Below are 26,533 nucleotides of genomic sequence, written 5' to 3' on the forward strand. Positions count from 1 at the left end.
GATCGCCCGGCCATCGGGGAGCTAGTTCAATTCCGGGATGACCTCGGAACCGATGAGTTCGACCATCTCGCGGTATTCGCCGGCCGGCTGCCCACCCATGTCGATGTAGATCAGGTTCGTGTCGCTGGTCAGCACCTCCGACCAGACGTTGAGCCGGTCGGCCACTTCCGCCGGGCTGCCGACGATGGCGGGTCCCCGGCTGGTGAGGAATTCGAAGTCGAATGGCTTGGTGACGAACGCCGGCGGGTCGGGGTTGACCCGCGGGATCACCGTGCTCATCAGCTCGAAGTAGGCCCGGTATCGCGGTTCCCATCGGTCGCGGGCCGCCTGGCTCGTCTTGGCGACGTTGACGTGCCAGCAGGCGCCGACGCGCGGCTCGCGGGGATGGCCGTAGGACGCGAACTTTTCCCGGTAGCTGTCGACCACGGGCTTGAACATCTGCGGGTTGCCGAAAGCCGAGGGCAGCATCAAGTCGAGACCCAGGCGGGCCGCCAGGTCTGTGGACGACTCCGAGGCGCCGCCGCCGATCCACAGCGGCATCGCGCCGACCGGCGCGGGCTGCAACACGAATTCGCTGATCGCGGCGCGGTGACGAGATCCCGCCCAGCTGACCTCCTTGCCGGCCCACAACTGGGTGAGCAGTTCCACGTTCTGGGCGAACAACTCGTGCGAATCCTCGAGCCGCTGTCCGAACAGCGTGTAGGTGGAGACGAAGAAATTGCCCCGGCCGACGACGACCTCGCAACGTCCACCCGACAAGGCATCGACGGTCGCATAGTCCTCGGCGACCCGGATCGGGTCTAAGTTCGCCGCCAGCGTCACCGCGGTGGAAAGCCGCAACCGGGACGTGCGTTCCCCGATCGCGGCCAGGACGACCGGCGGTGCCGAAGTCGTGTACTCCAGCCCGTGATGTTCGCCGATGTGTACACCCTCGAACCCCGCTTCGTCGGCGACCACGGCGGCCTCGACGATGGCCCGGTGCCGTTCGGCAGCCGTGGGGGTGACCCCGGTGACCGGATCGGTCACCACGTCACCCAGGGTCATCAGACTCAGCTTCATGTCCGCTCCTTGCTCTGCCGGGTATCAATCGTTGTTGGGTTTGCGGTCGGCGCGAGGAACTGGCCGTCCTCGCTTCGGTGTCCTCAGCCCACGTCAAAGCCGTTGCGGTGCAACCAGTCACGGACGTGGTCGGCCGCCCGCGACAAATGCGATCGCTGATCGGCGCCGGTGAAGTAGTGGTTGGCCTCAGGCAGGTCCACCCGCTCCTTGTCCTGATGACCGATCGCATCGAACACCTGCGCCTGATGACTGGTCGGCACCGCGTCGTCGCAGCCGTTGACGACCATCAGCACCGGGACCGACACCCTGGGCGCGGCATCGGCGGCGTCCACCTGGGCGGTGTCCAGACCCCACTGCGATAGCCAGCTGCGCGCGGTGGTGAACCGCATCAGCGCTCCCGGGCTGGTGTTGGCCACCTCCGGGTCACCCAGATAGCTCCACCGCGGTCGGCGCCCGTTGGGTTCGATGGTGGGATCCAGCCAGCGCGGGTCGGCCATCGTCCCGTGGACGACGAACGAGTGCTCGGCGTGCGGCTTGCCGGCGTTGCGGAAATCCTGCAACTTCTGCTGCGCGAAAGCGGTGATCCGCCGGTTGCGTTCGCGCTGTCGCGCGCGGTAGGCGGCGAGGAAGTCGGCCGAATAGGGTGGCTGATTGGGGTTTGCGGGGTCATAGAGGTCGAACTCGGCGTCCCGGTTGCGCTCGGGCACCAGCTCGTCGGTGATCGACGCGTCGAGGAACTCGGTCAGCAACCGGTGACGGCTGCGCGGAGCCGCCAGCAGCATCACCGCATCGGCCGGCGGTAGCGAGGTCTCGGCAAGCGACGACGGCTCCCCGGCGGCGGTCTGCGTGATCGTCGGCTTCTCGGCCTCGGCCTGGTAACCCATCATCGGCGATCCCCCGCCACTCCAACCGGCCAGCACAACGCGCGAGTAACCCAGCCGTTCTCGCGCGTCACGAACGCAGGCACCAAGGTCGACAAGATGGTTCTCCATCTGCAGCGCGGAGTCGCCGACCGAATACCGGTTCGCGTAGCCGATGACGTGCAGCCCGGTGCGCGCCAGTTCGGAGAACAGCGGCAGGTAGGCCGGTGAACCGATCGGATGGGACGCCACGATCACCGTGTCGGAGTCGCGGTCGCCGCGCAGCAACTGCGCGTAGCGCACCACATGATCCTCGACGCTGCCGTAGACGTCCTTGCGGACCGTATGCTCTTGCGACACCACCAGATACGGGGTGCGCCGGTATTTGATCCGCGCGGCCGCCGAACCGGTGGTCGTCGGCTTGTCGGTCTGGGGGGTCATGAGCGGCGCACCTCGCGCCAGGGGATGTCACGGTCCACCCGCGGCTCCCCCGGCAGGCCGAGCACACGCTCACCGAGGATGTTGCGCATCACTTCCGAAGTACCTCCCTCGATCGAATTCGCCAGCGACCGCAGATACGACTTGCGTACGTCGGCCCCGCCGTAGGCGGCCGACGCTGTGGGCGCGTGCTCGTCGTAGCCGTCGATGAGTAAGCCGGCCGTTCCCGACATGTCCACGCACAGTTCGTAGATGGCCTTGTTCAACTCCGCCATTTGCAGCTTGGCGATCGAGCCCTCAGGCCCTGGCCCCCGGCCGGCCTGGGCGGCACGGATGTTGGTCAGCCGCGCGGCCTCGGCCTGTGTCCACAGCAGCATGAGCCGCTCGGTCACCGCGGCGTTGGTCAGCCCGGCGGCGGCTGCCTCACAATAGATTTCGACGGCGCGGCCGATCGGGCCCTCGCCCCGTTGTGCCGGGCGTGCCCCGATCGAAATCCGCTCGTTGGCGAGCGTGGTCATCGCGACCGCCCAGCCCTGACCCACCTCGCCGAGCACGTCGGCCACCGGGATTCGCACGTCAGTGAGATACACCTCGTTGAATTCGGCCTCGCCGGTGAGTTGGCGCAGTGGGCGCACCTGAACGCCGGCGCTTCGCATGTCGAGCAGGAAATAGGTCAGCCCCTTGTGCTTGGGCACGTCGGGGTCGGTGCGCGCCAGCAACAAGCCGAACCGTGCGACATGCGCGAGCGACGTCCAGATCTTCTGACCGTTGACGACGAACACGTCGCCGTCACGAACCGCGCGGGTGGCCAGCGCGGCCAGGTCGGAGCCGGCTCCGGGCTCGGAGAAGAGCTGACACCAGATGTCCGCGCCCGAAAAACATGACCGTAGATAGCGGCGTTTCTGCTCGCTGGTGCCGTGCGCATGGATCGTCGGCATGGCCATTCCCAGACCGATCACATTGCTCGCCATGTGATCTGGGCATCCGGCGGCGGCAAACCGACGGTCGACGTGTGCCTGCAAGCCAGCATCCAGCGCCCGTCCGCCGCATCCCTCGGCGAAGTGCAGGACGGCCAGTCCGGCATCGAATCGTGCCTCGCGCAGCGCGCGGTCGGCCGCGGCGTCGTCGGGCGGGCCGACGGGGTGATCGCGGAGAAAGTCGTCGATCACAGCGTCGATCGGCGCGGCCGCGTCTGGTCGATCGTCGCCGGCCTGCGCTGCGCTCGGCACCGGAGGGCATGACGTGGCCACCACTTCGGCCAGCCGGGCGCGATGAGTCGTCGCCGAACCGAGAAGCAACGCAGAGCTTTTCGCCCGTTTGAGGTACAGGTGCGCGGGGTGTTCCCAGGTGAACCCGATGCCCCCAAGGATCTGAATGTTGTGCGCGGACAGCCGCGTGTACGCGTCGGAGCAGACGGCGCGTGCCAGGCTCGCCGACAGGGCCAGATTGTCCGGGTCGTGAACCGCGGTCCACAGCCCGTGGTAGACCACCGATCGGGCTGATTCGACGTCGACGAGCATGTCCGCGCAACGGTGCTTGATGGGCCCGAAAGACCCAATGGGCCTGCCGAATTGGTATCTGGTGCGAGCGTGGCCAACCGCCATCTCGAGCACGCGGGCCGCCCCGCCGAGTTGCTCGGCGGCCAAATACAACGCGGCCAGATCGGCGGTGCGCCGCAGCGCGTCGCCCGCGCCGCCGTCCGAACCCAGCAGAACCGCCGGGCAGGCGTCGAAATGCACGCAGGCCAGCTTGCGCGTGGAGTCCATCGCGACCAGCGGCGAGCGGACCATCCCGGCCGCGTCGCCGGCAACGGCGAACAGGCAGCAGCCCGAGTGGCTGTGTGCGGCCACCAGCACCAGGTCGGCGGCACAACCGTCGACGACGACGTCGGCGGTGCCCCAGACGCTCCAGCGGTCGCCATCGCGGCGGGCGGTCAGCGCGCTGACGGCCGGAGAGGATCCTAACCAAGCCAGTGCGGCGATCGTGTTGCCGGCGACGATGCCGGGCAGGTAGCGCGCGGCGGCGTCCTCGTCACCAAGCTCGAGCAGCGCGGTCACCGCCAGGCCCACGGTCGACAGGAACGGCGCACAGAACAGCGCCGCGCCCATTTCTTCGAACACCACCCCGAGCTCCACCGCGCCGGCCCCGCTGCCGCCGAACCGTTCCGGCACCGCCAGGCCCGGCAGACCCAGCTCCTCGGCAGACTGACACCACACCGTCGGGTCGTAGCCGGATTCGGTCTGCATCTGCGCACGGACGCTGGCCTCGTCCGAACGTTTGGCCAAGAACTCGCGAACGACCGCGCGCAACTGCTCGGCGTCCTCGCCCGGTACGAAGTTCACGTGGCTCTCGTCTCGATTTCGACGACCTTGCGTCGGATATAACCATACATCGTTTGGTTCAATCTTGCCCACCAAGCCACGAAGCGCACTAGCGGCACCGTCTTCTCAACCGATCACATCGAAAAGCAAATCCAAACCCTCTGGGCCATTGGCGATTCCGGGGGCCCAGCGCACCTCGGCGTCCGGGTCGGCGAAGCGCAGATTCGTGATCCGCTTGAACAGCTCGTCGAAAGCGATCGCAATCTGGATCCGGGCGAAGTGCGAGCCCAGGCAGCGATGGATTCCCAGCCCGAAGCCGGCCGAGCTGCTGCGACGCACATCGAAGTTCAGCCGCGACGCATCCTCGAAGCGATCCTCGTCGCGATTCGCAGAATCGAAGCGCACCAGCAGCTGTTCGCCTTTTCTGATCGTCACGCCACCGAGTTCGACATCCCTGGTGGCGGTTCGACCCAGACAACCGACCGGGGACTCCAATCGGATGAACTCATCCATGTCCTGGCGAATCCACGCGGGATCGCGTAGCCGCTGTTCGAGTTCGGGCTCTCGGGCCAGGTGATAGGCGATCGAACCCATTGCGCCGCGCGTGGTGTCGAGACCGCCCAGGAACAGCACGGTGACGACGCCAAGGCGTTCCTGGTCCGTCAGCATCCTGCCCCCACCGACCGTCCCGGTGGCGATGGCGTTCAGCACGTCGTTGCGCTCAACGGGATTCGCCTCGCGCTCGGCAATGTATTGCCCGGCAAGCATGGCAAGTTCGAAAAAGGCTTCGTCGGTGGCCTCCACCGCCACCCGGATCACGACGTCGGCCGCATGGTCCATCTTCTCGGGGTCGTCCTCGTTGAAGACGACCCGCGACAACGCGTTGCCGACAAACGGACCCGCGTATTCCTTGATGAAATCGACGCGCCCCTTGTCGATGAAACGCCCGATCAAGTCGATCGCGTTCTTGCGCAACTCGGGCTCGAAGCGCAGCAAGAAGTTGCGGGTGAAGAGCGGGTTGAGGATCTTGCGCAGTTCGACCTGATAGGGCGGATCGGAGTCGAGCGGGTTGAGCTGCACCGGTGATGGACGGGGAGCGACGCCGGCCGAGGAAAAGGTTTGCGGGTCCTCGAGGACGCGACGGACGTCCTCGTAGCGGGTTACGACGTACTGGCCGCCGCCGTCGGCATCGGTGTGGGCGACCGGGCAATTGCGCCGCGCGTACGAAAAGACGCCCCATTTGACCTTCTCGTGCGCCGGGTCCCACATGTTGTAATGCGGCAGGATCGCCGCGGCCGAGCGGTCGGACTCGGCCTGCGTTTCGCCCATATCGTCGGACGATAATCCATCGTCGTTTGGTTAGTCAACGCTTGGGGATGTACAAGGCTGGGGCCGCACAGTACGTTATCGAACATTGATGGGTTAGTTGGCGCCGCGGCAGACAGTGCCGCTGAACGGAGATCCGCATGGGAGCGTTGGACGGCAAGGTTGCCTTCATCAGTGGTGGCGCGCGGGGCCAGGGCCGCTCGCATGCGGTGCGGCTCGCCAAAGACGGGGCGGACATCGTCACGTTCGACATCTGCGAACAGATCGACTCGGTCCCCTATCCACTCGGCACCGAAGACGAACTCGCCCAAACCGTCGAACAGGTGCACGCGCTTGGGCGTCGGATCGTGGCGGCCAAGGCCGACGTGCGCGACGAGGCCGCGGTCCACAAAGTCGTCGACGAGGGACTTGCCGAGTTCGGCCGATTGGACATCGTGATCGCCAACGCCGGAATCATGCCCGTACTGGGCCCCACGTCGACCGTGATTCAGGCCTGGCATGACTGCATCGACGTCATGCTCACCGGCGTCGTCCACACGATCGAGGCCGCGATTCCCACGCTCGTCGAACAGAATCAGGGCGGCGCGATCGTCATCACCAGTTCGGCCGCCGGCCTGAAAGGAACGACGCGCAGCCTGCGGTCCAAGACATACGGGATGCTCGGCTACACGGCCGCCAAACATGGCGTCGTAGGCCTGATGCGTGCTTACGCAAATGCGCTGGGCAGTTACAACATTCGGGTGAACTCGCTGCACCCGACCGGTGCCGACACCCCGATGGTCAACAACGAATCGTTCTTGGGTGCCGCACCCGATGTGCCCGAACTGTTCGAGGCGATGACGAACATCCTTCCCGTCCCGCTCATACAGGCCGAAGACGTCTCCAACGCGATCGCGTGGTTGGTCTCGGACGAGGCCCGCTACATCACGGGCGCGACGATCCCCGTTGACGCGGGTGCGACCGCGCGCTGACGTACCAGATGTCAGTGGCCCAGCCCGCCGATAACACACCTTGGTGGTCAACGATTTTCGAGCTGCGCGAGATCGCCGCCGGCGGCTATGAATCCGCCCCGATACATTCGGGGCTGCCACGGCTGTACGGCGGCCAAGTCGGGGCACAGAGCCTGTTGGCCGCGGCCGCGACCGTCGATCCCGGCCGCGTCGTGCATTCGCTGCAAACCTCGTTCTTGCACGCGGGCGACGACACCCGAGCGATCGCCTACGAAGCCAGTCAGGTCCGTGATTCCCGTTCGATGGCCACCCGCGTCGTCAATGCGCGGCAGGACGGACGGATGCTGGCCACCAGCGTCGTGTCGTTTCACACCGCGCCGTCGGGCGACTGTCCGGCATCCATCGAGCATGAATGGCCATCGGCCCCCAATGAACCGGTGCCCGACCCCGACAAGCTGCCATCACGCTCGGCATCATTGTCGGACCGATATGGACCCGACATTCCGGACGCGGCCGCCCCTCGATGGCCGGTCGATCTGCGCTATGTCGATCACGTTCCGTGGAGTGATTCGGCGGCCCCGCCACGAAATCGGATCTGGCTGAAAGCGATCGATTATCCTCGTCACATCGCCGGAGCCGATGCCGCCGCGCTGGCCTTCGCAACGGATCTACCGATGTTCGAACCGGTGTACTTTCCCACCGGAATAGCGTGGCGCGATATGGTCGGTCACACCGCTTTCGTCGGAGCCACGCTCAACCATTCGGTCTGGTTTCACCGTCCGGCGCGTCTTGACGATTGGCTATTGCTCGAGCAGTTCGCGCCGATCGCGCATGGATACCGGGCGTTCTGCCGCGGCGAATTGCGCTCCCGTTCGGGACAACTCGTGGCGAGCGTCGCCCAGGAAATGGTATTCGTCACCCCAAGGACCCGTGCGGAGCCGACGGTCAGCAGCGGTGATCGGACCTGAGTTGCTCGCGGGACAACTTACCGGTGACGTTACGGGGAAGCGCCTCGACGAGGGCCAGCCGTTTAGGGAGTTTGTAACGCGCTAACCGTTGTGCTGCAAAGGCGTTCAGGTCATCAAGGGTAAGGGCGACGCCGGGCTCCGGCACCACCACCGCCAAGCCGACCTCACCCCACTTCTCGTCGGCGACACCGACGACGCCGACATCGCGAACATCCGGATGCAGCGCAAGGACCCGTTCGACTTCGGCAGGATAGATATTCTCCCCGCCTGACTTGAACATCTCCTTCACGCGTCCCACCGGATAATAAAAGCCATCGTCGTCGCGGTATGCCGAATCGCCGGTGCGAAACCAGCCGTCCTCGGTGAAATAGTCGGCGTTGTCGCGGTCCCAGTATCCGACGGTGATGCTCGGGCCACGCAACCAGATCTCACCCGTGACGCCGTCCGCCACGTCGCGGCCGGCGGTATCGACCAGCCTGATCCGCGTGTGTGGCGCGGCGCGACCGGTCGAACCCTTCTTCGCGTAGCCAAGGTTTTTCGCTTCGTCATCCAGAGCCGTTGCCATCGGCCCCATCTCGGTTCCGCCGTATTGCGGCTGCAGCGGGAACCCGCGATCGGCCCACAGCTGCAGCAGCTCCGGCGCCGCGATCGCACCCGCGATGATTCCGTGTCGCAGCCGCGAGAAATCCGCCGAAGCGAAATCAGGCGTCTCGGCGATGCGCTGATAGAACAGCGGGATGGCCGCGAAATGAGTGATCGGCGGCTGGTGGCCGACCAGATGGTCGAGCACGTCTTGCGGGTCGAAGCGGGCCATCGTCGTTACCGCGCCGCCGAAGTACAGGATCGAATTGGCCATCACGTTCAGGCCGCCCGCGTGAAAAAGCGGCATCGGGTTGAGCTGGTGGCAACCGGGTTGGGAGTACCCCGTGGTGTGGGCCGAGTTGAGGGCCTGCCATACCAACGTGGCATTGGTCGACAGGGCACCCTTGGGCCGCCCCGTGGTCCCTGACGTGTACAGAATGTGGGTGGGCTGGTCCATTGAGACGGCACCGGTTGGGCGCAACGGGACAGCCGTCGCGATCGCAGACTCGTAATCGCTGGCATCGTGCCCCGTGTCGAACGAGAGACGTTGGACAATATCCGCTTTCACCGCGACCGCACGAGCAACTTCAGCCCAGCGACCGTCGTGGACCATGACACACGGCCTGGCGTCGAGGCAGATCTCCTGAATCTCGTTGACATGCAATCGCCAATTGAGCGGCACGAACAATGCACCCAGGCGCATGCAAGCGAACTGCACTTCGAACACGCGCGGGTCGTTCTCCGCCATCAACGCCACCCGGTCGCCGCGGCCGACACCGAGATCGCGCAGTGCACCGGCCAGGCCGGCGACCCGGTCTTCCAGTTGCGCCCAGGTTGTACGCCTGTCGTCCTCGGCACACCCCAGGGCGAGAGACTCACCGCGATGCTGCGCGTGATAGGCCACCCAGTCAGTTGCGGAAAACACCGATCTGCGCTCCGATCATCGACTTATCTAACTGTGCTTAAAAAGTCTAGGGCCCGCCGTCCCGGCCGCACTGGCTGCCGGACCGGACGGGCTAGGGATGTGGCAGACGCCGAAGTGGTGCGGTGAAGCCCGGGGTACCCGGGCATGGGCCGTAGGCGCTGCCACGCACCGACCCGATGTCGCATTGCCCGTTGACGATGTGGGCCGGATACGCCGGCGAGTTGTTGGCGTACAGGCCTACCGGGGCGATCGTGACCAGGATGGTTACCGCCACCATCAACTGCATGTATCCGACCAGCGAGAGGAACGACAAGACCTCCCGCGTGGCCGGCCGCAGGTGGTCGAGACCACGTTCAAAGATGGTCCTTCCCTTGTCATCACGCAGGTATCGGGCGAACGTCGGCGCGCCGAAGAACAGGATTGCCGACACCGGGAGACTGACGGGGAAAGGCCTGGCGGCAGTGGCGATGTTGAGCCCGGCAGGGATGAACTGGCTCCACAGGTCCAACTGGCTCGAGAGCCCGTCGATCAGAAGATCGGTGACAATCGCGAACAGCGCAACGGCCAGCACCATTTTCACCATCGAGGCGTTCGGATACCGCGCCCGGACGCTCCGCAGGATGCGCCCGCCCAGCATCGCGAGGACCAGGAACCCGACAAGATAGATGCTGCCGATGACCAGGATCGGCTCGGGTGAGCCACTGCAGGCCTTGTTGATCACAAACGGCGCATAGCTGCACCAACTGCCGACATTGACGAAGTTCGAACTGTACAGGTTCATCGGGACGAAGAAGTTGTAGAACGGGTCGAGCCAGTACGCCAGCAGCCCGGCGATGCACAACTGAGCATCGAAGGTGAGGCGACGCTGTCGCACGCATCCCCGAACGACATAGGCGCCGACACCCAGCACCAATAGCACGGCACCAACTTCGTAGGCCGTCGCGATGGTGTACGCGGACGAGGTGGGGTCCCGGTACTGCGTCACGGGCCGGGGTCCGGCGGCCAGCCAGGCCACCAGCGTCCACGTGCCCCAGAACAGAAACAGCCCGGCGATCGCGGACAGATAGTGCTGCCAGCGCCATGGGGTCTTGGGTGCCGGAATCGGGACGACATCCGTCGCATCCATTTTGTCTAGACCGCTTGACATATTGTGCCTTCCGCCGACCCACGCAGCGCACCACAATAATCTAACAGCGTTTGGCTGGGAAGGGGAACCGCACGACCGAAACGTCGACCCGGGCCCGACTCGTAAAGTCTTTCCGATGAGCTCCCCCGTCCCTCGCCGTCGGCCAGGCCGCCCGTTCGGGGCCGACGGCACGGAGACGCGGCTCAAGATCCTGCACAGCGCCCGCCAGGTGTTCGCCACAACGGGCTATGAGCGGGCCAGCCTCAAACAGATCGCTCAGGACGCGGGCATCACACGCAACGCGATCACGAACTACTACGCAAGCAAAATCGACCTTTATGCCGCCGCACTGGCGTCGGTCCACGACGTCGTCGCCGGGCACATTCTGGACGACGCCAAGGCGGCAACCGGCTCTGTGCACCGTCGCCTGATGGCGGTGTTCGAAAGCGCCGTCGCATCGAGCCAGACCGACAAGACGTTCGTTCGCTTCTTCGTCATCTCCACCGCCGACGCGATCACCCATCCGGAGCTTCGTGACAAGGCACTACTGCCGATCGACTCGGTGCGCCAATACGTTGGCGCCCTGCTCAGCGCCGCCGCGCACGCCGGTGAAATCGACGCCGACATCGACCCCGAGGCGACCACCCAGGTCTGCATAAACCTGCTGTGGGGCCTGGCAATGGATATCGGCTTCTACTCCGATGAGCGACGGGCCCAACGCACCATGCGGGCCATCGATCGGATCATCACCGCGACGCTGGCTCCTACGCCGCATTGACCGCTCCTCAGCGCAACCAGGCTTAACGCCGAATCAACGCGGCGCCCTACGGTCGGCGAGCACGGCCAGCAGCCCGTTCAGCCGTCGCTGGTCGAGCGGGGTAAGCGCCGAGAGCCACTCGCGCTCCCGGTTCCCCTGCTCCCGCATCGCCTCGCGGAGCGCAACACGGCCATGCGGGGTCAGCGCGACACGGACCAGTCGCCGGTCGGCACTCTCACGGGTCCGGTTCACCAAGCCATCACGCTCGAGGGTGTTCAGCGCACTGGACACCGCAGCCCGCGACGCACCCGACAGCCGTGCGACATCACGCAGTTCGGATGCGCCAATCGCCCACAACACGTTCATGATGCGAAAGCCCGCCCACGTCCAGCCCCGCCGACGGTGCAGGCGTTCGAAATCCCGGGACAGTCGATAGTGCAACCGGCTCAGATTGAATACGAGCTCGGCGTGTTCGGCGGCATCCTGGCCGACAACATCGTCCCCACCGAGCCGCCGGGCCAATAGTTCCCGATACTCCTCAACGGTGATCGTCCGCGACGGATGCTGGATAGCCATGTCCGATTATGGACCGCCCGGCGATCCCACCGTGGTCACCGACACGGCTGGCGACCGCCCGCTCCCCCGCGCCACCGCAAGCACTCCCGATCTATCTCAAACGATCGTTTACGTATTCGGTCGGCCGGCGTCGGCACTCCGCGACTGCCGGCGCGCGCCGAAATGGGTCGACGATAGCCACAACTGTCAGCTTTAGCTGGTATTTCTTAACGCCGAAGCCTCGCGGCGAGCGATCTGGTCTCGCCCTCCCGGTGTGCCTCAGTTCACGGCAATGTATCGTCATATGGTGTAAGTGGTCGTTTACAAATCGAGGCTTCGGCACTAGCATCGGCTGTATCGCAGCCTGCCGAGAGACAACGACCAGGGAGCAGAACATGAGCTACTCCATCCCCGACACGGTGACCACCAAAGGCCCCTTCCAGCCGATGCGGTTCGAGGCCACCGTCGAGGAGTGCATCGTCACTCACGGCGAGATCCCCAAGGACCTCGCAGGCGGTCTCTACCGGACCGGGCCATGCTGGAAACGGCCCGCCAAGCAGGGGACGACGCCGCTGCTGGCGATGGACGGCATGGTGCAGGGCCTGGTTTTCGAGAACGGCCGCGCCGATTTCCGCAACCGCTGGGTACGCACCCCCAAGTACGTCCTCGAAGACAAATACGGGCGCGGCATGTTCGACTACGCCGACGGCGAGTTCGGCGACTACCGCGACTACGGCTACGGCGAGGTGGTGCGCACCCCGGAGAACGCGCACACCCCGCAGGGCACCGCCAGCATCAACATCTTCCCGTTCGCCGGCGACCTGGTGGTGTCCGGCGAATTGGGCGCTCCCCCACAGGTTATCGATCCGATCACGCTGGAAACCAAGGGCATCGTGGAATGGGCTCCGGCATTGTCCAGGGGACCGCACGAGCCGGTGTGTTTTGGCGACGGAACGTTCTGCGCTCACCCGAAGTGGGACGAAGACACCGGAATCCTCTACGGATGGTCATACAGCGACACCGCACCCTATGTGTCGATGAAGTACGTGCACCCCGACGGAACAGTGGAATCGCGCGACCTGTGGGATGCCCCGTATAACACGGTGGCACATGATATTTGGCTCACGCCGGAGTGGGTTGTCATGCCGTTCCAGCCGTTCATCATCGATCTGAAGCGTAACAGCAAGGGGTATGCGGTCTTTGGCTGGGAACCCGAACTACCGATCACCATCGCGCTGATCCCGCGGCACAACCTGCAGGGTGAGATCCGGTGGATTCAGACAGAACTGCCCGCGCAATATGTCATGCACACGATGACCGCCAACATCAAGGGCGACCAGCTGATCCTTGACGCGCCGATTTTCAACACGCCGCCCTTCCCGATGGAGAACGAGTTCAACGAGGGCGACCAGGCCGCGCTCTTCTTCAGCAACGCCGCAAGCTATTTGGGGCGATGGACGGTCAACCTCACCACCGGCGACACCAAGGCCGAGCAGCTCTCCGAGCTGCCGTCCGAGATCTGCAAGGTCGACCAACGCTTCTATGGCAAGGGGCACCGCTACGGATTCCAGATCGGCGGCCAGCCCAAGAAGCGTGGCATGCGGATGGACAGCCTGATCCGCAACGACGTCAGCAAAGTCAGCGAGCAGGTCTACCAGATCCGGGGTCAAGGTGAGCTGGCCGCGGTACTCGAGGCCTCATTCGCGCCGCGCTCCATCGACGCTCCCGAGGGCGACGGCTACATCATCGTGCCGGTGTCGTGGTGGGCTGACCGACGCGGTGAGTTCCAGATCTTCGACACCGACGACATCACCGCCGGTCCGATCTGCAAGATCGAGCTGCCGTTCCACATGGGCTGGACCCCACACGGGCACTGGATGGACTTCCGCTGATCGTTGACAATTTGATACACCGAGTTTCATTATCAAGCCCATGGCAACCACTTCGGCCAGCGCTACGAAAACGGCACCGTCAGTCGGCGTTGACAGCGGCCTGAACCCGGTTGCACAGGAACCACATCGGTTGGTCCCCGTCAAATGGTGGGCTGGCCTGGGCGCGATAATCCTGGCCTTCATCGCATACGTGCTGATCGACTGGGTCACCGGCCCGTTCTTCGAGCGGGTGCCGACCGGCCCCACGGACCCGCCGGCGTACATGAAGGCGGCGATGGTCTTCTTCCAGGCCGCGTCGATTCCCGTCGGCATCGGCCTCATCGGCTGGTTCGTGGTGCGCCCGATCATCCGGCAACACCGCCTGACCCTCGACGGCATGCTGGTGCTCGCGTTTTCGACGCTGTGGTTCCAAGATCCGTTGTCCGCGTACGGGGGACATTGGTTCACCTACAACTCGTGGGCCATTAACTACGGCTCGTGGGTGCACAGCGTCCCGGGTTGGCTGTCCAACGGCAAGCCCGGCGCGATGGTGGTCGAGCCGATCCTGATCATGCCGGGGCTCTACGTCTACGTTTTCGTGATCACGATGTTCCTGGGCTGTGCGGCCATGCGGCGGGCCAAGGCCAAGTGGCCCCGCATCGGCACGCTCGGACTGATCGGGGTCTGCTTCGTCGCGATGGTCGGATTCGACATCATCCTCGAGGGCGTAATCTTCATGCCACTCGGTATCTGGGAATACCCGGGCGGCCGCGGCCCCGCGATCTTCAGCGGGACCTACCATGCGTTTCCGCTGAACGAAGTCGTCACCGTCTCCGCGACATTCACCGCGGTTGCCTGCCTGCGCTACTTCCGCAATGACAGGGGCCAGACACTCGTCGAGCGCGGCACCGAACGTCTTCGGATGTCGGACCGCGCGCAGGCGGTGGTCCGGGCATTGGCGGTGTTGGCCGGTGTGCACGTGGCCTTGTTCCTGACCTACAACGTGCCGAACTACTGGATCGGAACCCACTCGAAGGAATGGCAGCGCGACCTTCTCGATCGGTCCTACTTCACCGACGGATTGTGCGGGCAGGGTACGGACCGCGCCTGCCCCGGCCCGGGTGTTCCGTTGAGCCGCAACGACAACAGCGACTCCGGCAAGGGTTCTGCCTACATCACACCCGACGGCAAGGCGGTCGTACCGCCGAACACCAAACTGCCGGCCCAGTACCCGTTTAGGCCCTCGGGCCCGCAAGGCTAGTCACACGCCCGCGGCGTCGACGGCCTTGGTGCGAACCTGCGCCGCCGACAACCGCGCCGCGTAAGCGATCAGCAGGTCGAGGGTGGCGATGCCGACCGCAATGGTCAGCGCGGCGGCCAGCCATCGCACCGGAGCGGATGCATGGGCATTGAGTGCGCTGAAGATCGGCCAACCCACCGCCACGCTGCCCGCCGCGTCGGACATCATCGGCAGGAACGGCAGATACAGCGCGCGCCAGCCCGAGAACGTGTCCCCGGCGGCCATCAGCAGCACGGCCAGCGCCAGCGGACCGACCGCGTTGATCACGATCCAATAGACCGGGAAGCCACCCACCTGCAGCGGTGCATCGCCGTAATAGCGGTAGATGCCGCTGGCCAAGACGGGCAGCTCCACAGCAACATCGACCACGGCCAGCGCGCCGACCCAACCCCACAGCTGGCGTCGGTTCACGCCGCGACGCAGACTCTGCAGGATCAGGTACGGCATCCCGCCGAAGAAGACGATGTAAATGCCCAAGCCCCACAACGGGACACGCGCAAACGTGTCCAATGCCGTCCACTGACCCGCAACCGGATGCCACACCAGCCCCAGCACGTCGTCGATCGGTTCGTTGAAGTACGAAATCGCTCCCCCGAGCAACAGCAATGCCAACGTGAACGATCGCGATCGGACGATCTCGCGCGCGGCATACCCGGCGAAGCCGGCCACCAGCGCCGCCATGGCCACCGTGGCGACGAGCTGCGCGGATTGCGGCATCGCCGTGCCGTCGGGAGTGGGCGGCAGGTCGAAATGCCCAAGGACCCAACTCATCGGTGCTCCTGCAGCTCGGGCTCCGATTCCACGCGGTGTTGCAACGACAGTGTGTGCCGATAGATCCAGCGCGCCGACGCGTCGAGTAGCGCCAAACCGATTGCGCAGGAGGCCAATGCGCCGGCCCAGGTCAACCACGCCGGGGCGCCGGGCACATGCAGGGCGTTGTATACCGGCAACCCCACTGCGGCGCTGCACGCGGCGTCGGTGACAAGCGGCAGGAACAGCACCAGCCCGGCCCGCCATCCTGTGAAGTAGCTTGGGGCCGCAAAGAGGATGGCCGCGCACAGGATTGGGCCCGTGGTGTTGATGAACAACCAATACAACGGAAATCCAACGATGCTCATCGGCACGTCGCCGTAACCGAAGTACGTGTAGAGCCGAAAGTGCAACAGCGGCAACTCGATCAGCAGATCGGCCAGGAAAGTGATCGCGATCCCGATCCAGAACGCGCGCGGCGTGAAGTTCAACCGGCGTAGTTCCAGCAGCAATACATACGCGATGCCACCGAAGAAAATGATGTAAGTGGGCAAGCCCCAGTGCGGGATCGGGCCCATCGTCTCGAAGACCACGTCCTGGCCCGGCCGGGGATGGTGCACCAATCCCAAGATGTCGTCCAGCGGTTCATTCAGGAGCGCGATGCCGCCGCCGGCCAACAGCACCAATCCCAGTGGCGACCCGGTCCGGCGCCATTGGCGCACGGCGAAAGCGACGAACGCGACCACCACCAGCCAGAGCACGATTTCGGCGACGGTCTGAGGAATCCGCGGGAAGACCATCTCCGGCGGGGTGGGAATGTTGAACTGGACCATCAAAGATCACGCCATCAGCGCGGCAGACGGCGAAAGTGCCTGCAGCAGTTCTCGTGCGGCGCGCTCGCCGGCGGTGGTGGCCGTATTGACGTTGCCGGACGAATTGTAAGAGCCGGCGAGATGGATGCGACTTTTCAGATCCCGCGAGGCATGGAAGCGACCCAGATCTCGGTACAGCCCGGGGTGGCTGTAGACGAGTACCGGATACCACCGATTGACGCGCGCGAACTCGATCGCATTGCCCAATCCGGGGATCGCCTTCTCCGCGTCGGGCAGCACGTCGGCAATGATCTCGTCGTCGGTGGAATCCATGTGGTCGACGGCCCACTGGTTCATCATGAACAGCGATACCAGACCCTTGCCGGCGGGGGCGCGCCCCGGCGCCTTGTTGTGTTCCAGAATGACCGCGAACAGCCCCTCGGACACCGGCCTGGGAACGACGACAAACGAGGCCGGACAGTCCGGAACGCGGTTGAGCGCCAAGTTGATCGACATCGTCGAGGTGTAGTTCAGCTCCCGCAAGAACTTCGCGCGGTCGGGATCCAATTGCGGCACGATGTCGGGGACTCGGTTGCCCATCGAGCTGACGATCGCGCCCGCGCCGCGCTCGGTGTATTGCGCGCCGTCGGGTCCGATGCACGTGATCGTCACACCGCCGGAGTCTTCGACGACCTCCACCACGTCGGTGCGCAGGCGCACGTCGGGAATCGCCGCGGCCAACCGCTCCGGGAAGGAGGAATACCCGTCGCGGAACGCGTACAGCTTGGTGCCCAGCACCTTCTGCCATAGAAAGAAGAACTCCACGACCGAGATCACGCTGGCGGGCACGCCGGCTCCGCCGCGCACGGTGGGTTCGATCAGGTAGTCGTACAACTCGCCGTCAAGTCCGCGCCGCCGGCAGTACTGCTCGGGTGTCTCGGTGTCGTAAGCGCCGGCGATCGACAAGTCCTCGTAGCTGAGCAGGTTGCGCAACTTGAACGAGTCCAGGGCGAGCTTGCCGACTTTCAACTTGGACCGCATTGACAGCAGCTTCGTTCGCGCCGCGTCGAGGACAAGCCGGTTCGCCCGTAGGTAGTGCATCTGATCGCCACGCATGAACCCCATCAGCGAGTTCGCCGGGATCAACTCGTCCGTCATGCCGATGTCCTCGACCAGCTGCATCACGCTGTCGTACGCGGCCGGCAAGATCGTCGTCCCGGCTTCCATCAGGTAGCCGTCGCGCTTGACCGAAAGCAGCTGTCCACCAACACGATCCCGGGATTCCAGCACCACGACCTCGCGCCCGGCTTCCTTCAACCGCCACGCCGCCGCCAGCCCTGACGGGCCCGCACCGACGACGTACACCTTCGACAGCTCAGACATGCCGTGCACTTTATCAAACAGCATGTTCGATCAAAAGAACAATCTGTATGATCTTCTGGACAGTGCATATACTTCGTGCGTGGACCCTTCGCCCCCCCGCCCTTTGCAGCTGTCGCGGCCTCAGCGCCGCGGTATGCTCAGCCGCCATTTCGTCACCGTCGTCGAAGCACTGGTGGCGGACGGGGTGCGGTATGCCGACCTCAGCGTCGAGGCGATCATCACCGCGGGCGGGATTTCGCGATCCACGTTCTACGTCTATTTCGACGACAAGGGCGATCTCCTCGTCGCTATGGCCCAGGACGTCATCGGCGACCTACTCGCCGACGGCGCATCCTGGTGGGAGCTGCCCGTCGACGCCACCCGCGAGGACCTGCACAAGGCCCTGCGAGTGCCGATCGACACCTATCGCAAGCACCGGACAATTCTGGGCACCATCGCCGAGACCGCGGCCTATGATCCTCGCGCGCAAGAACAGCAGCAGAACCTGATCGGCCAGGTGGTGACCGCACTGACCGCCTACATCGTCGACGCGCAGCGAGCCGGAATCGCCGATGCCCACCTGGACGCCGGACGCACCGCGCAGTGGCTCATCTGGATGATCGAGCGGGGCCTGTATCAATTGGTCGGGACCGCCGACGACGACGAGGTCGAATTCCAGCTCGACTCGCTGGTCGAGATCGTTTGGCGGGTAATATATCTCAGCGGCCGGTCGGCGGCGGGCCGGCCGGCGAAGGCGGCGTCTGCAAAACCCCGGCGACCGGGCACTCAGTGACCGGGGTTGGGGATGAAGGTGTTGTTGACCGGCATCCGGAAACCCGGGCTGCCGGGGCACGGACCGTAGGCGGTGGGGGCGGTTGAGTTCGGGTTGCCCGGGATGTTGCACAGGCCGTTGATGAGGTGGGCCGGATAGTTCGTCGGGTAGGGCGACGCGTGCAGTCCGGCCGGGATCTGGACCAGCAGCAGCACCCACATCGACATCGCGAACATCGCAACGGTGGCGAAGACGGCGACGGCGCTCCGGGCAGCGGGCGTGAACGATTCCAGACCGCGTTCGGCGATGGTCTGCCCCTTGTCGTTCCGGAAATACCGCACCGCGGCCAGGGCCGTGAAAACTATTCCGGTGGTGAGGTATTCGGCCCACGCGTAGCGCTGTCCATTGGCGAACAAGGAGAACGACGCGGGTGCGCCGGGCAGGCCCCACAGGTTGAACAGGAAAATCGGCGCCTCCAGGCAGAAACCCAGGAGCAACCCGTACGCGTAGGCGAATGCCAGCAGTGCGACGGTGCTGATCTGGGGGACGCGTCGGTGCACGACGCGCATGCCGTGGTTGAGGATGATCGAGAAGCCCAGTAGGCCGAACGGGTAGATGAACATGATGAACACCGGCTGCGGCATCAGCCCGGCGGTCGGGTTGACCACACCCGGGGCCTGGGCGACCCAGGTGTTGAGGTTGAGCCATTGCGAGCTATACATGAAGTTCGGCTGCATCCAATTGACCATCGGATCCCAGAACAGCATGAAGAACCCGGCGATGACGAAGATCGCGTCGAAAACCAGCCGACGCTGCTGAAGGCATTGCCGCACAACGTAAACGCCGATGATCACGACCGTCGCGGCCATGATCGTCTCGTAGGTCCGCGCCACCCACCAGGAGGGCGCACCGTGGTCGCGGGTGGCACTGATCTGGGTCGGGCCCGAGGTCAGCCAGGCTCCCCAGGTCCAGAGCGCGTACCCGGCGACCAGGACACCGATGACGGCCAGGATGACCGGCGCCGGCACCTGGCGAGGCGGTGCTGGTACGGACACCGGGTTGCGGCGATCCGCTGCGACCGTGGACATGATGCCTCCCATTTGAAGCCCACGCGGAAACACGATGTAGCACCTCACCGTACAACGCCCGGCGACACGATGACAAGATGTGTCGCCCTGTCGCCCTAGCTGTCGGCGAACACCGACGGCACCGCGTAGGTGCGAAACTCCTTGCGCAGGGCCGCGGCATCGAGGTTTTCTCGCAACAGTGCAAAGCTGATCACCCCGAGCAACCACTGGCTGGCCTCGTCGACCACTACACCGCGGCGCAGTTGGCCGGCGCTGGCCGCCTGTTCGAGCACCGGGCGCAGGCTCTTGGCCAGCAACGCCTGCACGGCCGTCGCACCGCCGATGATCCGGTCAACGGTTTCCGATGGCAGTGCATCGGCCAGTGCGCCGAATTCTTCATCGCTGCTGGCAATTTCGACGGCGCGGGCGAGAACTTCGACGAAGCGTTCACGTAGGTCGGTCGGCCCGTCGGCCAGGGCCGCCTCCAGGCGCTGCTGCAACTCGCCGCAGCACGCCACGAGCGAGAGCTCGATGAGTTCGTCGCGCCCGGCGACAAAGTCGTACAGGGTCTGGCGGGCCAACTGGGCTTCCTTGGCAATGTCGGCCATCCGGGTGCGCGCCACACCGTAACGGGCGAATACCGCCCGTGCGGCGCCGACGATCCCGGCGGTAGTGGCGTCCATCGAATGTCCCGTCTGGTGTGGCGGCTCCTGCCGATCGATATCCGGCGATTCTATGACCAGTACCAATGATCCCGATCGCGGGGAACGCACCGGACGGATCGTTGACAGGTCCGCGACCCTGTGTTTTATTTTGAGACGGCGCTGTCAATTAATTCAGTGGTTTCTGGCACTGATCGCCGCGCACCGATGGAGTACACGATGACGACACCCGAACTCCAAAGCAGCTACGACTACATTGTCGTCGGCGGCGGTCACAACGGGCTGAGCGCGGCCTGCACGCTGGCCGACTCCGGGGCCAGCGTGCTGGTCCTCGAGCAACGCCCGCACTTGGGGGGCCTGGCCAACAGCGGACTGTTTCTGGCCGAGGCCCCCAACCACATCCTCAGCCTGGGCGCGATGGACGACATGTTCATGTCGTGTACGACATTCATCGCCGATCTCGGACTGAATCAATATGGCTACCGCAGCACACCCGTGCAGGCCCCGTACGGCTGGATCGGCGAGGACGGGTCGACGCTGCTGCTGTTCCACGATCTGGATCGCACCCTGGCCGAGGTGCGGCGGTTCTCGGCCAAAGATGCCCGCACGTACGCCGAGCTGCAGCCGGCGCTGTCCTGGATATTCGAGGCGTTGACGACCGTCATGCCGCATCATCCCGCACACCTGCCAAAGGCGGGGTTGGGCAAGCTGATGCTCAAACTCGCTCCGAGCCGGGCGATTCGGCGCCAGCTGGGCCGGATCATGTCGCACAACCTGATCGACCTGATGGCCGATACCTTCGAGAGCGACCAAATGCGGTCGCTGGCCACGTACTGGGGCAGCATGATCGGGCCGATCGATCACGACGGCGGCGGCTTCTACTGCGTCGGCCTGGCCGCCGTGCACCGCAAACCCGGCGTGATCCGTCCCCTCGGCGGCATGGGCGCGGTGATGGCCGCGATGGCGGCGTACGCGACCCAACGCGGCGCCCACATCCGCACCAGCACCCGGGTGCAGCAAGTGGCGGTCGCCAACAACCGTGCCACCGGTGTAGTGCTCGGCGACGGCACTGAGATCCGCGCCGCCCGTGGGGTACTCGCCGCGGTGCCCCCGCAGCTGGCCTACGGCGGGCTGCTGGCAGACGGTGTGCTGGATTCGGCAACCAAGGCCAAGGTCGCGATCCTGCCGGCCAGCGGCAACAATTCGGCCACGTTCAAAATCGATGTCGCCCTGGCGGGGCGGGCCACCTATCCGAAAGGCGCTGCGCAGCGACGCAACATCGACGACTTCGACATCCGCAAGACCGCCCTGATGACCGGGACATTCGAGGAGAACATCCGGCAATTGCAGGCCATCCGGACCGGTGAGACACTGTCGCGTCCCCCGGTCTACATGGCCGTCCTCTCGGCCAATGACTCGGGATTGGCACCGGAGGGCCAAGATGTCGTCTATTTGGCCGCCAATGTCCCGGCCCAACCCCGCGACGGGTGGGAGAAGACGAAAACGGAAATGTCGCAAGCGATCATGGACTCGGTGACCCAGCATATGGACGGTTTCGACGCCGAGATCGGCCGAATCGAAACCAGCCCCGCCGATTTCGGCGACCAGTTCGCCACCCCGAACGGCTCGTACTTCCATGTCGACATGACACCGCTACGGCTGGCCATGAACCGGCCGGCACAGGGTCTGGGGGGCTATCGCTCACCGGTACACAACTACTTCCACGCCGGAGCGGGGTCGCATCCCGGCGGCGGGGTCAGCGGCTGGCCCGGCCGACTGGCCGCCCAAACCGCGCTCGGATAGCACGGCGGGTAGCAGGCCCGTGCGGCCTTACGGCCGTACGGGCGTGGCTTTCGGTGTGCTGCTACGGTTTTCAGTGTGCGCCTACGGCGGGCCCGCTCGGCGCGTCGCCGCCCTCAACGCACACGCGAAGCCCTGAACGCACACGCGACGCCGTAGACGCACACTCAAAGCCGCTCGGCACGCTGTGGTTAGGTGGCAGCCGCGTTCGCGCTCAATTCGTTTCGGAGTAGATGCTTCTGCACCTTTCCACCCCCATTGCGCGGAATGGCCGAGAAGATGAACTCACGTGGAATCTTGTAATCCGCAATGCGAGAGGTGCAGTACTGCCGTATCGAAGCCGGCGTGACGTCGGACCCCTCGACGGCGGTGATGAACGCCACCACCGTTTCGCCCCACTCCGGGTCGGGTCGGCCGATCACTGCCACGTCGGACACCTGAGGGTGATCGGCGATGGCGAGTTCGACCTCGGCCGAGTAGACGTTGCGTCCCCCGGTGATGATGACATCGCGCAACCGGTCGACCAGACGCATGGCGCCGTCGTCGTACACCTGCATCAGGTCGCCGGTGTGCAGCCAGCCGTCGCGGATCACCTCGCCGGTGGCCTGGGGTTGATTCCAGTACCCCTTGGTGATCGCCTCGCCACGAAAGACCAGTTCTCCCACCTGTCCTGGTGGTGTGTCGTTGCCGCTCGGGTCGACGACTCGGGCCTCGACAAAGGGCTGGGCAAGGTGACCGGACGACAGTGGCCGAGACCGTACCTGTTCCATCGTCGAGTAGATGCCGGTCGGTCCGGCCTCGGTCTGCCCACACTGCTGGAAGAACGAGACGTGCGGAAATGCGGCCAGAAGCCGTTCGATGGCCGCCGCCGGCATCGGCGCCGCGCCGAAAATTCCGACGCGCCATGACGTCAGGTCGGCGCAGCTGCCCTCATGGGAGTTAAGGATTCGCTGGTACATGGTGGGAACGGCGAACAGCCAGGTAGCGCGGTGACGTTCCACCAGCTCCAGCACCGTGTCGGCATCAAACTTCGGCACGACGATGTGGGTACCCCCCAGCAGCGTCGTCGCGTTCAGAAAGGTCATTCCGCCCGAGTGATACATGGGCGCCAAGTGCAGGTAGCGATCGCCGTCGCGCAGTCCCAGGGAGACGATCTGGGCCATCGCCGCCCAGACCGCGCGATGATGATCGAGCAACACCCCCTTGGGCTTCCCGGTTGTACCTGAGGTGTACAAGATGAACGCGTCGTCTTCTTCGACCGCGCGATCTTCATGCACGGGATCGCCGTATCCGCCGGCCAACAGGTCGGGATGGTGTGGCGACGGTCCCAATGAGAGCAATGTGACGGATGCCGCTAGCCGGCTTGCGGACTCCGCCAGGTGGACCTCTGCGGGTGTGAATGCCAACGCCGTACTGCCGGAGTCGTCCAGGATATGCGCGATCTCCGGCGGGGCCAACCTGGTATTCACCGGCACGACGATCACACCCAGTCGCGACGCGGCGTGTGACGCGATAATGAATTCCGCAGAGTTCGCCGACAAGATGGCGATCCGGTCGTGTTTGCGTACGCCGAAAGCCGCAAGGGCCGCAGCTGTATTGGCGATGTCGCCTTCCAGCGCCCGCCAGGTCCAGCGCCGCTCCGCCGTGACGATCGCCTCGCGTTCGCCCACCCGGTTGGCATTCGACAATGCCGTTCCGCCTATGGTCGGCATGACGTGCCCTTCACTCCAGTTCAGATTATTGAGCCCAGCTATATCAATATAAAGAGGTCCTACAACGGGGTCAACGACGCCGCCGGAAGGGGCTCACCTAGAGATTTCTGACACTGGGTAGCACACGACTGGCGAAGGTTTCGATGATCCTCGAGCGATCCTCCGCCGAGCCCGCGGCGATCTGGATCAGCACCGTGTCCACCCCCGCCTCCGCGAACTGCGCCAGCCGGTCGGCGGCGGCCTCGGGCGTGCCGATCAGCAGGTAACGATCGGCGAGCGTCGAAAAGTCCTGGCGGTAGGCCGCACTGACGGCGTTGACACCGGTGCTTCGCGCCCACGAGGAATCCGCATCGACCGCCGTCCAGGCGAACAGTGCTGCCGAAACGGCGTCCGGTCCCCGCCCTTGTTCAAAGGCCACCCCACGAATCGTGGCCAGTCCGTGGCCGACGTGCTTGGGTTCGACCATGTAGGGCAGCCACACTCGGGCGTAGCGTCCGGCCCGGCGCAAAGCGCCCTTCTTGCGTCCCGCCAACCAGATCGGTGGGCCTTCGGGCTGACGGGGTGGTGGATCCAGGGCAATGCCGGACAGCGTCGCGTAGCTGCCCTGGAAGTCGACCGGCCCGCCGGCGAAGAGCCTCCTGATGACTTCCAGGCCTTCGTCGAGACGGCGGAACCGCGTGCCCGGATCGACTCCGGCGGCGGCGAATTCGGCAGGATATTCACCGCCGGCACCGACGCCCAGTTCAAACCGGCCGTCCGAGATGCAATCGATCACGCTCGCCATCTTGGCCACCACCGCCGCCGGATACAGCGGCAGCAACGCGATCGACGAGACCAGACGAATGCGTGACGTCACCGCGGCCGCGGCGGCCAGCATCGCGAACGAATTCGGGGTCGCGCCATGGAAGAACAGATGCTCACCACAGCCGAGCAGGTCGAAGCCAAGCGCTTCTGCCCGGCGGGCTTCGGCCACCACGGTACCCGGATCGTCGACCGTGATTCCCACTCGCATTTACATGCCCAGGGCGGCGAACGCGTCGAGATCGGCGCAGGCCTGGGCCGAACGCTCGATATTGGCCAGGCTGATCTCCGGCTTCTGCATCTGCGGCTGCAGCTTGTTGGAGCCGATGGTGCCGAGCCACATGAACATCGCATGCGGGATCATCTGGCGATAGCGCAGCCAAAGCGTCTCGGGGTCTGGAACATTCGCGACGCCGTGGGCGCCGAGACGCTCGCGATACAGCTCGAGGAGATCGCGTTCCCAGGCCCGCCGGTTCTGGATCGTCAGGTTGCCGATCAGCGCGTATGCGATGTCTTGCGCGCCGAAGCCGTGCAGCATGCACTGCCAGTCGAACAGACCGACCCGCCCGTCGCCGGTGAGGTACCAGTTGCCGGCGTGGACATCGCTGTGCACGATGGTGCGCGGCCCCTCGGCTGAAATGCGCCTGCTACGCAGCAGCACTTCGACGAAATCATCTCTGCGCAAGAAGATCTCACGCGGCATCACGTGCTCGGCTCGGTCGAACCCGACGACGGCGCAGCGGTCCATCAGCATCAACTTATGTAGTCGAAGCTGCCACGAGTACGGATCCATCAGCCAGCCGAAGCGGCGCGTCAGGCCGGGCTGATCCCAGTAGGCAGCATGCAGTGTCGCGAGCAGATCGATGGCATTCTCGGCCTGGGCCCTGGTGAACTGGCGGGTGAGTATCGTGTCGGTCGTGGCGCCCCGGGTGCGTGTCACGTCCTCCATGATGAACAACGATCGGTTCGATTTGGGATCCCACGCCGCGTAGTAGCCGGTCGGCGCCTCGATGTCGAGTTCGCGCCGGATCACGCTGTAGAACGCGTGCTCGGCGGGCAGCAGGTTGCCGGTCGCCGTGACCAGCCGGGTCAACAGAGTGGGCGAGGACTTGGTGAACAGGTGGACGGGCAGCCCAGCCTGGCGACCCGCCTCGTTGTAGACCACTTCCAAGGTTCTGCGGGCGGATGTGCCATCGTTCTTGGGACCCAGGATGAATCGTTCCACCCGGGCACCCGGGGTGCCCGAACACAATGCGGCGGTGAGCCATTCGGCGGTTAGGGCCGCCGGTGACGGCGGCACCTGATCGAGCGTGGTCGGTCGCGGCCGGGCGAGCTTTTCGTAGGCGATGGCCGCCGACGTCCTGGCCACGGCAGACCCGATTTCGGCGACGGCGGCGAGAGAGGGCATAGGCAGTCAGTCCCTAGCGTGCGGTGTTGAGATCTATGCGAACGTTCGTACGCACTGTAGACCGCGGGGCTCCCGGGCTGTCAAGCCCTCTTCACGTCGTATGTCACGCGTCCATTCCGAACGATCGTTCGCACACATTCGTCGGCGCGCTGCTGCCGACAGTGCCGTCCGGCGGGATCGACGGTGTCCCCGGTTTGCGGGTCGTGGTGGTAAGCGCCGGCGTTGACGTTCTTGATCGTGTAGAAGGTCATGACCGCCAGCCAAACGAAGAAGATGCCGACCGGGATGTAGAGCGCCATCAGCCCATTCCAGGCGAACACCATGTTTGAAGGAGGCCACCGTACCGGCG

General features: G+C 65.0%; 23 protein-coding genes. 7 read left to right on the top strand and 16 right to left on the bottom strand.

Annotation, left to right across the window (positions count from 1 at the left end):
- Positions 1-21: 21 nt before the first annotated feature.
- From BN973_RS22355 to BN973_RS22370, 4 genes are all read right to left on the bottom strand, one after another.
- Positions 22-1,059 (bottom strand): LLM class flavin-dependent oxidoreductase, encoded by a 1,038-nt coding sequence (locus BN973_RS22355; protein ID WP_036470930.1) that lies wholly within the window; start codon positions 1,057-1,059, stop codon positions 22-24.
- Positions 1,060-1,142: 83 nt separating this feature from the next.
- On the bottom strand, positions 1,143-2,360 hold the full coding sequence (locus tag BN973_RS22360) for an alpha/beta hydrolase (protein WP_051641406.1): 1,218 nt from the start codon (positions 2,358-2,360) through the stop codon (positions 1,143-1,145).
- Positions 2,357-4,699: an acyl-CoA dehydrogenase gene (locus BN973_RS22365; RefSeq protein ID WP_036470931.1), complete on the bottom strand. Its 2,343-nt coding sequence runs from the start codon at positions 4,697-4,699 to the stop codon at positions 2,357-2,359. Before BN973_RS22365 ends, BN973_RS22360 begins: the two co-directional genes overlap by 4 nt.
- Before the next feature lie 105 nt (positions 4,700-4,804).
- Positions 4,805-6,007, bottom strand: coding sequence for a cytochrome P450 (locus BN973_RS22370; RefSeq protein WP_036470932.1), 1,203 nt, complete (start codon positions 6,005-6,007; stop codon positions 4,805-4,807).
- 137 nt (positions 6,008-6,144) lie between these two features.
- Between BN973_RS22370 and BN973_RS22375 the strand changes: the two genes are divergently transcribed.
- Entirely contained in the window at positions 6,145-6,975 is an 831-nt protein-coding gene (locus tag BN973_RS22375) for a mycofactocin-coupled SDR family oxidoreductase (RefSeq protein WP_036470933.1), read from the top strand.
- A 14-nt stretch (positions 6,976-6,989) separates the two neighbouring features.
- On the top strand, positions 6,990-7,922 hold the full coding sequence (locus BN973_RS22380) for an acyl-CoA thioesterase (RefSeq protein ID WP_169718250.1): 933 nt from the start codon (positions 6,990-6,992) through the stop codon (positions 7,920-7,922).
- Here the strand turns inward: BN973_RS22380 and BN973_RS22385 are convergent.
- Positions 7,900-9,429: an AMP-binding protein gene (locus BN973_RS22385; protein WP_036470935.1), complete on the bottom strand. Its 1,530-nt coding sequence runs from the start codon at positions 9,427-9,429 to the stop codon at positions 7,900-7,902. The two genes, BN973_RS22380 and BN973_RS22385, sit on opposite strands and share 23 nt — an antisense overlap.
- 91 nt (positions 9,430-9,520) lie before the next feature.
- Positions 9,521-10,555 (bottom strand): spirocyclase AveC family protein, encoded by a 1,035-nt coding sequence (locus tag BN973_RS22390; RefSeq protein WP_036470936.1) that lies wholly within the window; start codon positions 10,553-10,555, stop codon positions 9,521-9,523.
- 136 nt (positions 10,556-10,691) lie between these two features.
- Between BN973_RS22390 and BN973_RS22395 the strand changes: the two genes are divergently transcribed.
- Entirely contained in the window at positions 10,692-11,333 is a 642-nt protein-coding gene (locus BN973_RS22395; RefSeq protein ID WP_051641407.1) for a TetR/AcrR family transcriptional regulator, read from the top strand.
- A 33-nt stretch (positions 11,334-11,366) separates the two neighbouring features.
- Here the strand turns inward: BN973_RS22395 and BN973_RS22400 are convergent, their stop codons facing one another.
- On the bottom strand, positions 11,367-11,888 hold the full coding sequence (locus BN973_RS22400) for a MarR family winged helix-turn-helix transcriptional regulator (protein ID WP_084163492.1): 522 nt from the start codon (positions 11,886-11,888) through the stop codon (positions 11,367-11,369).
- Positions 11,889-12,262: 374 nt separating this feature from the next.
- Between BN973_RS22400 and BN973_RS22410 the strand changes: the two genes are divergently transcribed.
- Both BN973_RS22410 and BN973_RS22415 read left to right on the top strand, forming a co-directional pair.
- A complete protein-coding gene (locus BN973_RS22410; RefSeq protein WP_036470938.1) occupies positions 12,263-13,759 on the top strand; it encodes a carotenoid oxygenase family protein in 1,497 nt (498 codons plus the stop codon).
- A gap of 40 nt (positions 13,760-13,799) precedes the next feature.
- Positions 13,800-14,999, top strand: a complete 1,200-nt coding sequence (locus BN973_RS22415) for a spirocyclase AveC family protein (protein ID WP_051641408.1) — start codon at positions 13,800-13,802, stop codon at positions 14,997-14,999.
- On the opposite strand, the gene BN973_RS22420 is transcribed toward BN973_RS22415, so the two are convergent.
- Genes BN973_RS22420 through BN973_RS22430 form a run of 3 tightly spaced genes read right to left on the bottom strand, consistent with a single transcriptional unit; the run spans position 15,000 to position 17,983 of the window.
- Positions 15,000-15,809, bottom strand: coding sequence for a hypothetical protein (locus BN973_RS22420; RefSeq protein ID WP_036470939.1), 810 nt, complete (start codon positions 15,807-15,809; stop codon positions 15,000-15,002).
- On the bottom strand, positions 15,806-16,621 hold the full coding sequence (locus BN973_RS22425) for a hypothetical protein (RefSeq protein ID WP_036470940.1): 816 nt from the start codon (positions 16,619-16,621) through the stop codon (positions 15,806-15,808). The genes BN973_RS22420 and BN973_RS22425 overlap by 4 nt, the downstream gene beginning before the upstream one ends.
- Positions 16,622-16,627: 6 nt before the next feature.
- Positions 16,628-17,983, bottom strand: coding sequence for a protoporphyrinogen/coproporphyrinogen oxidase (locus BN973_RS22430; protein WP_169718249.1), 1,356 nt, complete (start codon positions 17,981-17,983; stop codon positions 16,628-16,630).
- A 79-nt stretch (positions 17,984-18,062) separates the two neighbouring features.
- Here BN973_RS22430 and BN973_RS22435 point away from each other — a divergent pair, with 79 nt between their 5' ends.
- Entirely contained in the window at positions 18,063-18,755 is a 693-nt protein-coding gene (locus BN973_RS22435; RefSeq protein ID WP_169718248.1) for a TetR/AcrR family transcriptional regulator, read from the top strand.
- Here the strand turns inward: BN973_RS22435 and BN973_RS22440 are convergent.
- Both BN973_RS22440 and BN973_RS22445 read right to left on the bottom strand, forming a co-directional pair.
- On the bottom strand, positions 18,749-19,822 hold the full coding sequence (locus tag BN973_RS22440; RefSeq protein ID WP_169718247.1) for a spirocyclase AveC family protein: 1,074 nt from the start codon (positions 19,820-19,822) through the stop codon (positions 18,749-18,751). The genes BN973_RS22435 and BN973_RS22440 overlap by 7 nt on opposite strands.
- 95 nt (positions 19,823-19,917) lie before the next feature.
- Positions 19,918-20,484, bottom strand: coding sequence for a TetR/AcrR family transcriptional regulator (locus BN973_RS22445; RefSeq protein WP_036470943.1), 567 nt, complete (start codon positions 20,482-20,484; stop codon positions 19,918-19,920).
- 198 nt (positions 20,485-20,682) lie between these two features.
- Here BN973_RS22445 and BN973_RS22450 point away from each other — a divergent pair, with 198 nt between their 5' ends.
- Positions 20,683-22,266: a phytoene desaturase family protein gene (locus BN973_RS22450; protein WP_084163646.1), complete on the top strand. Its 1,584-nt coding sequence runs from the start codon at positions 20,683-20,685 to the stop codon at positions 22,264-22,266.
- Positions 22,267-22,454: 188 nt separating this feature from the next.
- On the opposite strand, the gene BN973_RS22455 is transcribed toward BN973_RS22450, so the two are convergent.
- From BN973_RS22455 to BN973_RS22470, 4 genes are all read right to left on the bottom strand, one after another.
- Positions 22,455-23,975 (bottom strand): class I adenylate-forming enzyme family protein, encoded by a 1,521-nt coding sequence (locus tag BN973_RS22455; protein ID WP_036470945.1) that lies wholly within the window; start codon positions 23,973-23,975, stop codon positions 22,455-22,457.
- A 97-nt stretch (positions 23,976-24,072) separates the two neighbouring features.
- Positions 24,073-24,987, bottom strand: a complete 915-nt coding sequence (locus BN973_RS30045) for an LLM class flavin-dependent oxidoreductase (protein ID WP_051641410.1) — start codon at positions 24,985-24,987, stop codon at positions 24,073-24,075.
- Positions 24,988-26,184, bottom strand: coding sequence for an aminoglycoside phosphotransferase family protein (locus BN973_RS22465; RefSeq protein ID WP_051641411.1), 1,197 nt, complete (start codon positions 26,182-26,184; stop codon positions 24,988-24,990).
- An 80-nt stretch (positions 26,185-26,264) separates the two neighbouring features.
- Entirely contained in the window at positions 26,265-26,507 is a 243-nt protein-coding gene (locus BN973_RS22470) for a hypothetical protein (protein ID WP_036470946.1), read from the bottom strand.
- Positions 26,508-26,533 lie beyond the last annotated feature (26 nt).

Origin of the sequence: Mycobacterium triplex (assembly GCF_000689255.1) — a bacterium.
GTDB lineage: Bacteria > Actinomycetota > Actinomycetes > Mycobacteriales > Mycobacteriaceae > Mycobacterium > Mycobacterium triplex.

Coding starts and splice junctions, on each gene's coding strand:
- BN973_RS22415 (WP_051641408.1), top strand. CDS start 13,800: ATGGCAACCACTTCGGCCAGCGCTACGAAAACGGCACCGTCAGTCGGC.
- BN973_RS22395 (WP_051641407.1), top strand. CDS start 10,692: ATGAGCTCCCCCGTCCCTCGCCGTCGGCCAGGCCGCCCGTTCGGGGCC.
- BN973_RS30045 (WP_051641410.1), bottom strand. CDS start 24,987: ATGCGAGTGGGAATCACGGTCGACGATCCGGGTACCGTGGTGGCCGAA.
- BN973_RS22445 (WP_036470943.1), bottom strand. CDS start 20,484: ATGGACGCCACTACCGCCGGGATCGTCGGCGCCGCACGGGCGGTATTC.
- BN973_RS22410 (WP_036470938.1), top strand. CDS start 12,263: ATGAGCTACTCCATCCCCGACACGGTGACCACCAAAGGCCCCTTCCAG.
- BN973_RS22470 (WP_036470946.1), bottom strand. CDS start 26,507: ATGGTGTTCGCCTGGAATGGGCTGATGGCGCTCTACATCCCGGTCGGC.
- BN973_RS22360 (WP_051641406.1), bottom strand. CDS start 2,360: ATGACCCCCCAGACCGACAAGCCGACGACCACCGGTTCGGCGGCCGCG.
- BN973_RS22440 (WP_169718247.1), bottom strand. CDS start 19,822: ATGTCCACGGTCGCAGCGGATCGCCGCAACCCGGTGTCCGTACCAGCA.
- BN973_RS22425 (WP_036470940.1), bottom strand. CDS start 16,621: ATGGTCCAGTTCAACATTCCCACCCCGCCGGAGATGGTCTTCCCGCGG.
- BN973_RS22430 (WP_169718249.1), bottom strand. CDS start 17,983: ATGTCTGAGCTGTCGAAGGTGTACGTCGTCGGTGCGGGCCCGTCAGGG.
- BN973_RS22450 (WP_084163646.1), top strand. CDS start 20,683: ATGACGACACCCGAACTCCAAAGCAGCTACGACTACATTGTCGTCGGC.
- BN973_RS22400 (WP_084163492.1), bottom strand. CDS start 11,888: ATGGCTATCCAGCATCCGTCGCGGACGATCACCGTTGAGGAGTATCGG.
- BN973_RS22420 (WP_036470939.1), bottom strand. CDS start 15,809: ATGAGTTGGGTCCTTGGGCATTTCGACCTGCCGCCCACTCCCGACGGC.
- BN973_RS22465 (WP_051641411.1), bottom strand. CDS start 26,184: ATGCCCTCTCTCGCCGCCGTCGCCGAAATCGGGTCTGCCGTGGCCAGG.
- BN973_RS22390 (WP_036470936.1), bottom strand. CDS start 10,555: ATGGATGCGACGGATGTCGTCCCGATTCCGGCACCCAAGACCCCATGG.
- BN973_RS22370 (WP_036470932.1), bottom strand. CDS start 6,007: ATGGGCGAAACGCAGGCCGAGTCCGACCGCTCGGCCGCGGCGATCCTG.
- BN973_RS22355 (WP_036470930.1), bottom strand. CDS start 1,059: ATGAAGCTGAGTCTGATGACCCTGGGTGACGTGGTGACCGATCCGGTC.
- BN973_RS22455 (WP_036470945.1), bottom strand. CDS start 23,975: ATGCCGACCATAGGCGGAACGGCATTGTCGAATGCCAACCGGGTGGGC.
- BN973_RS22375 (WP_036470933.1), top strand. CDS start 6,145: ATGGGAGCGTTGGACGGCAAGGTTGCCTTCATCAGTGGTGGCGCGCGG.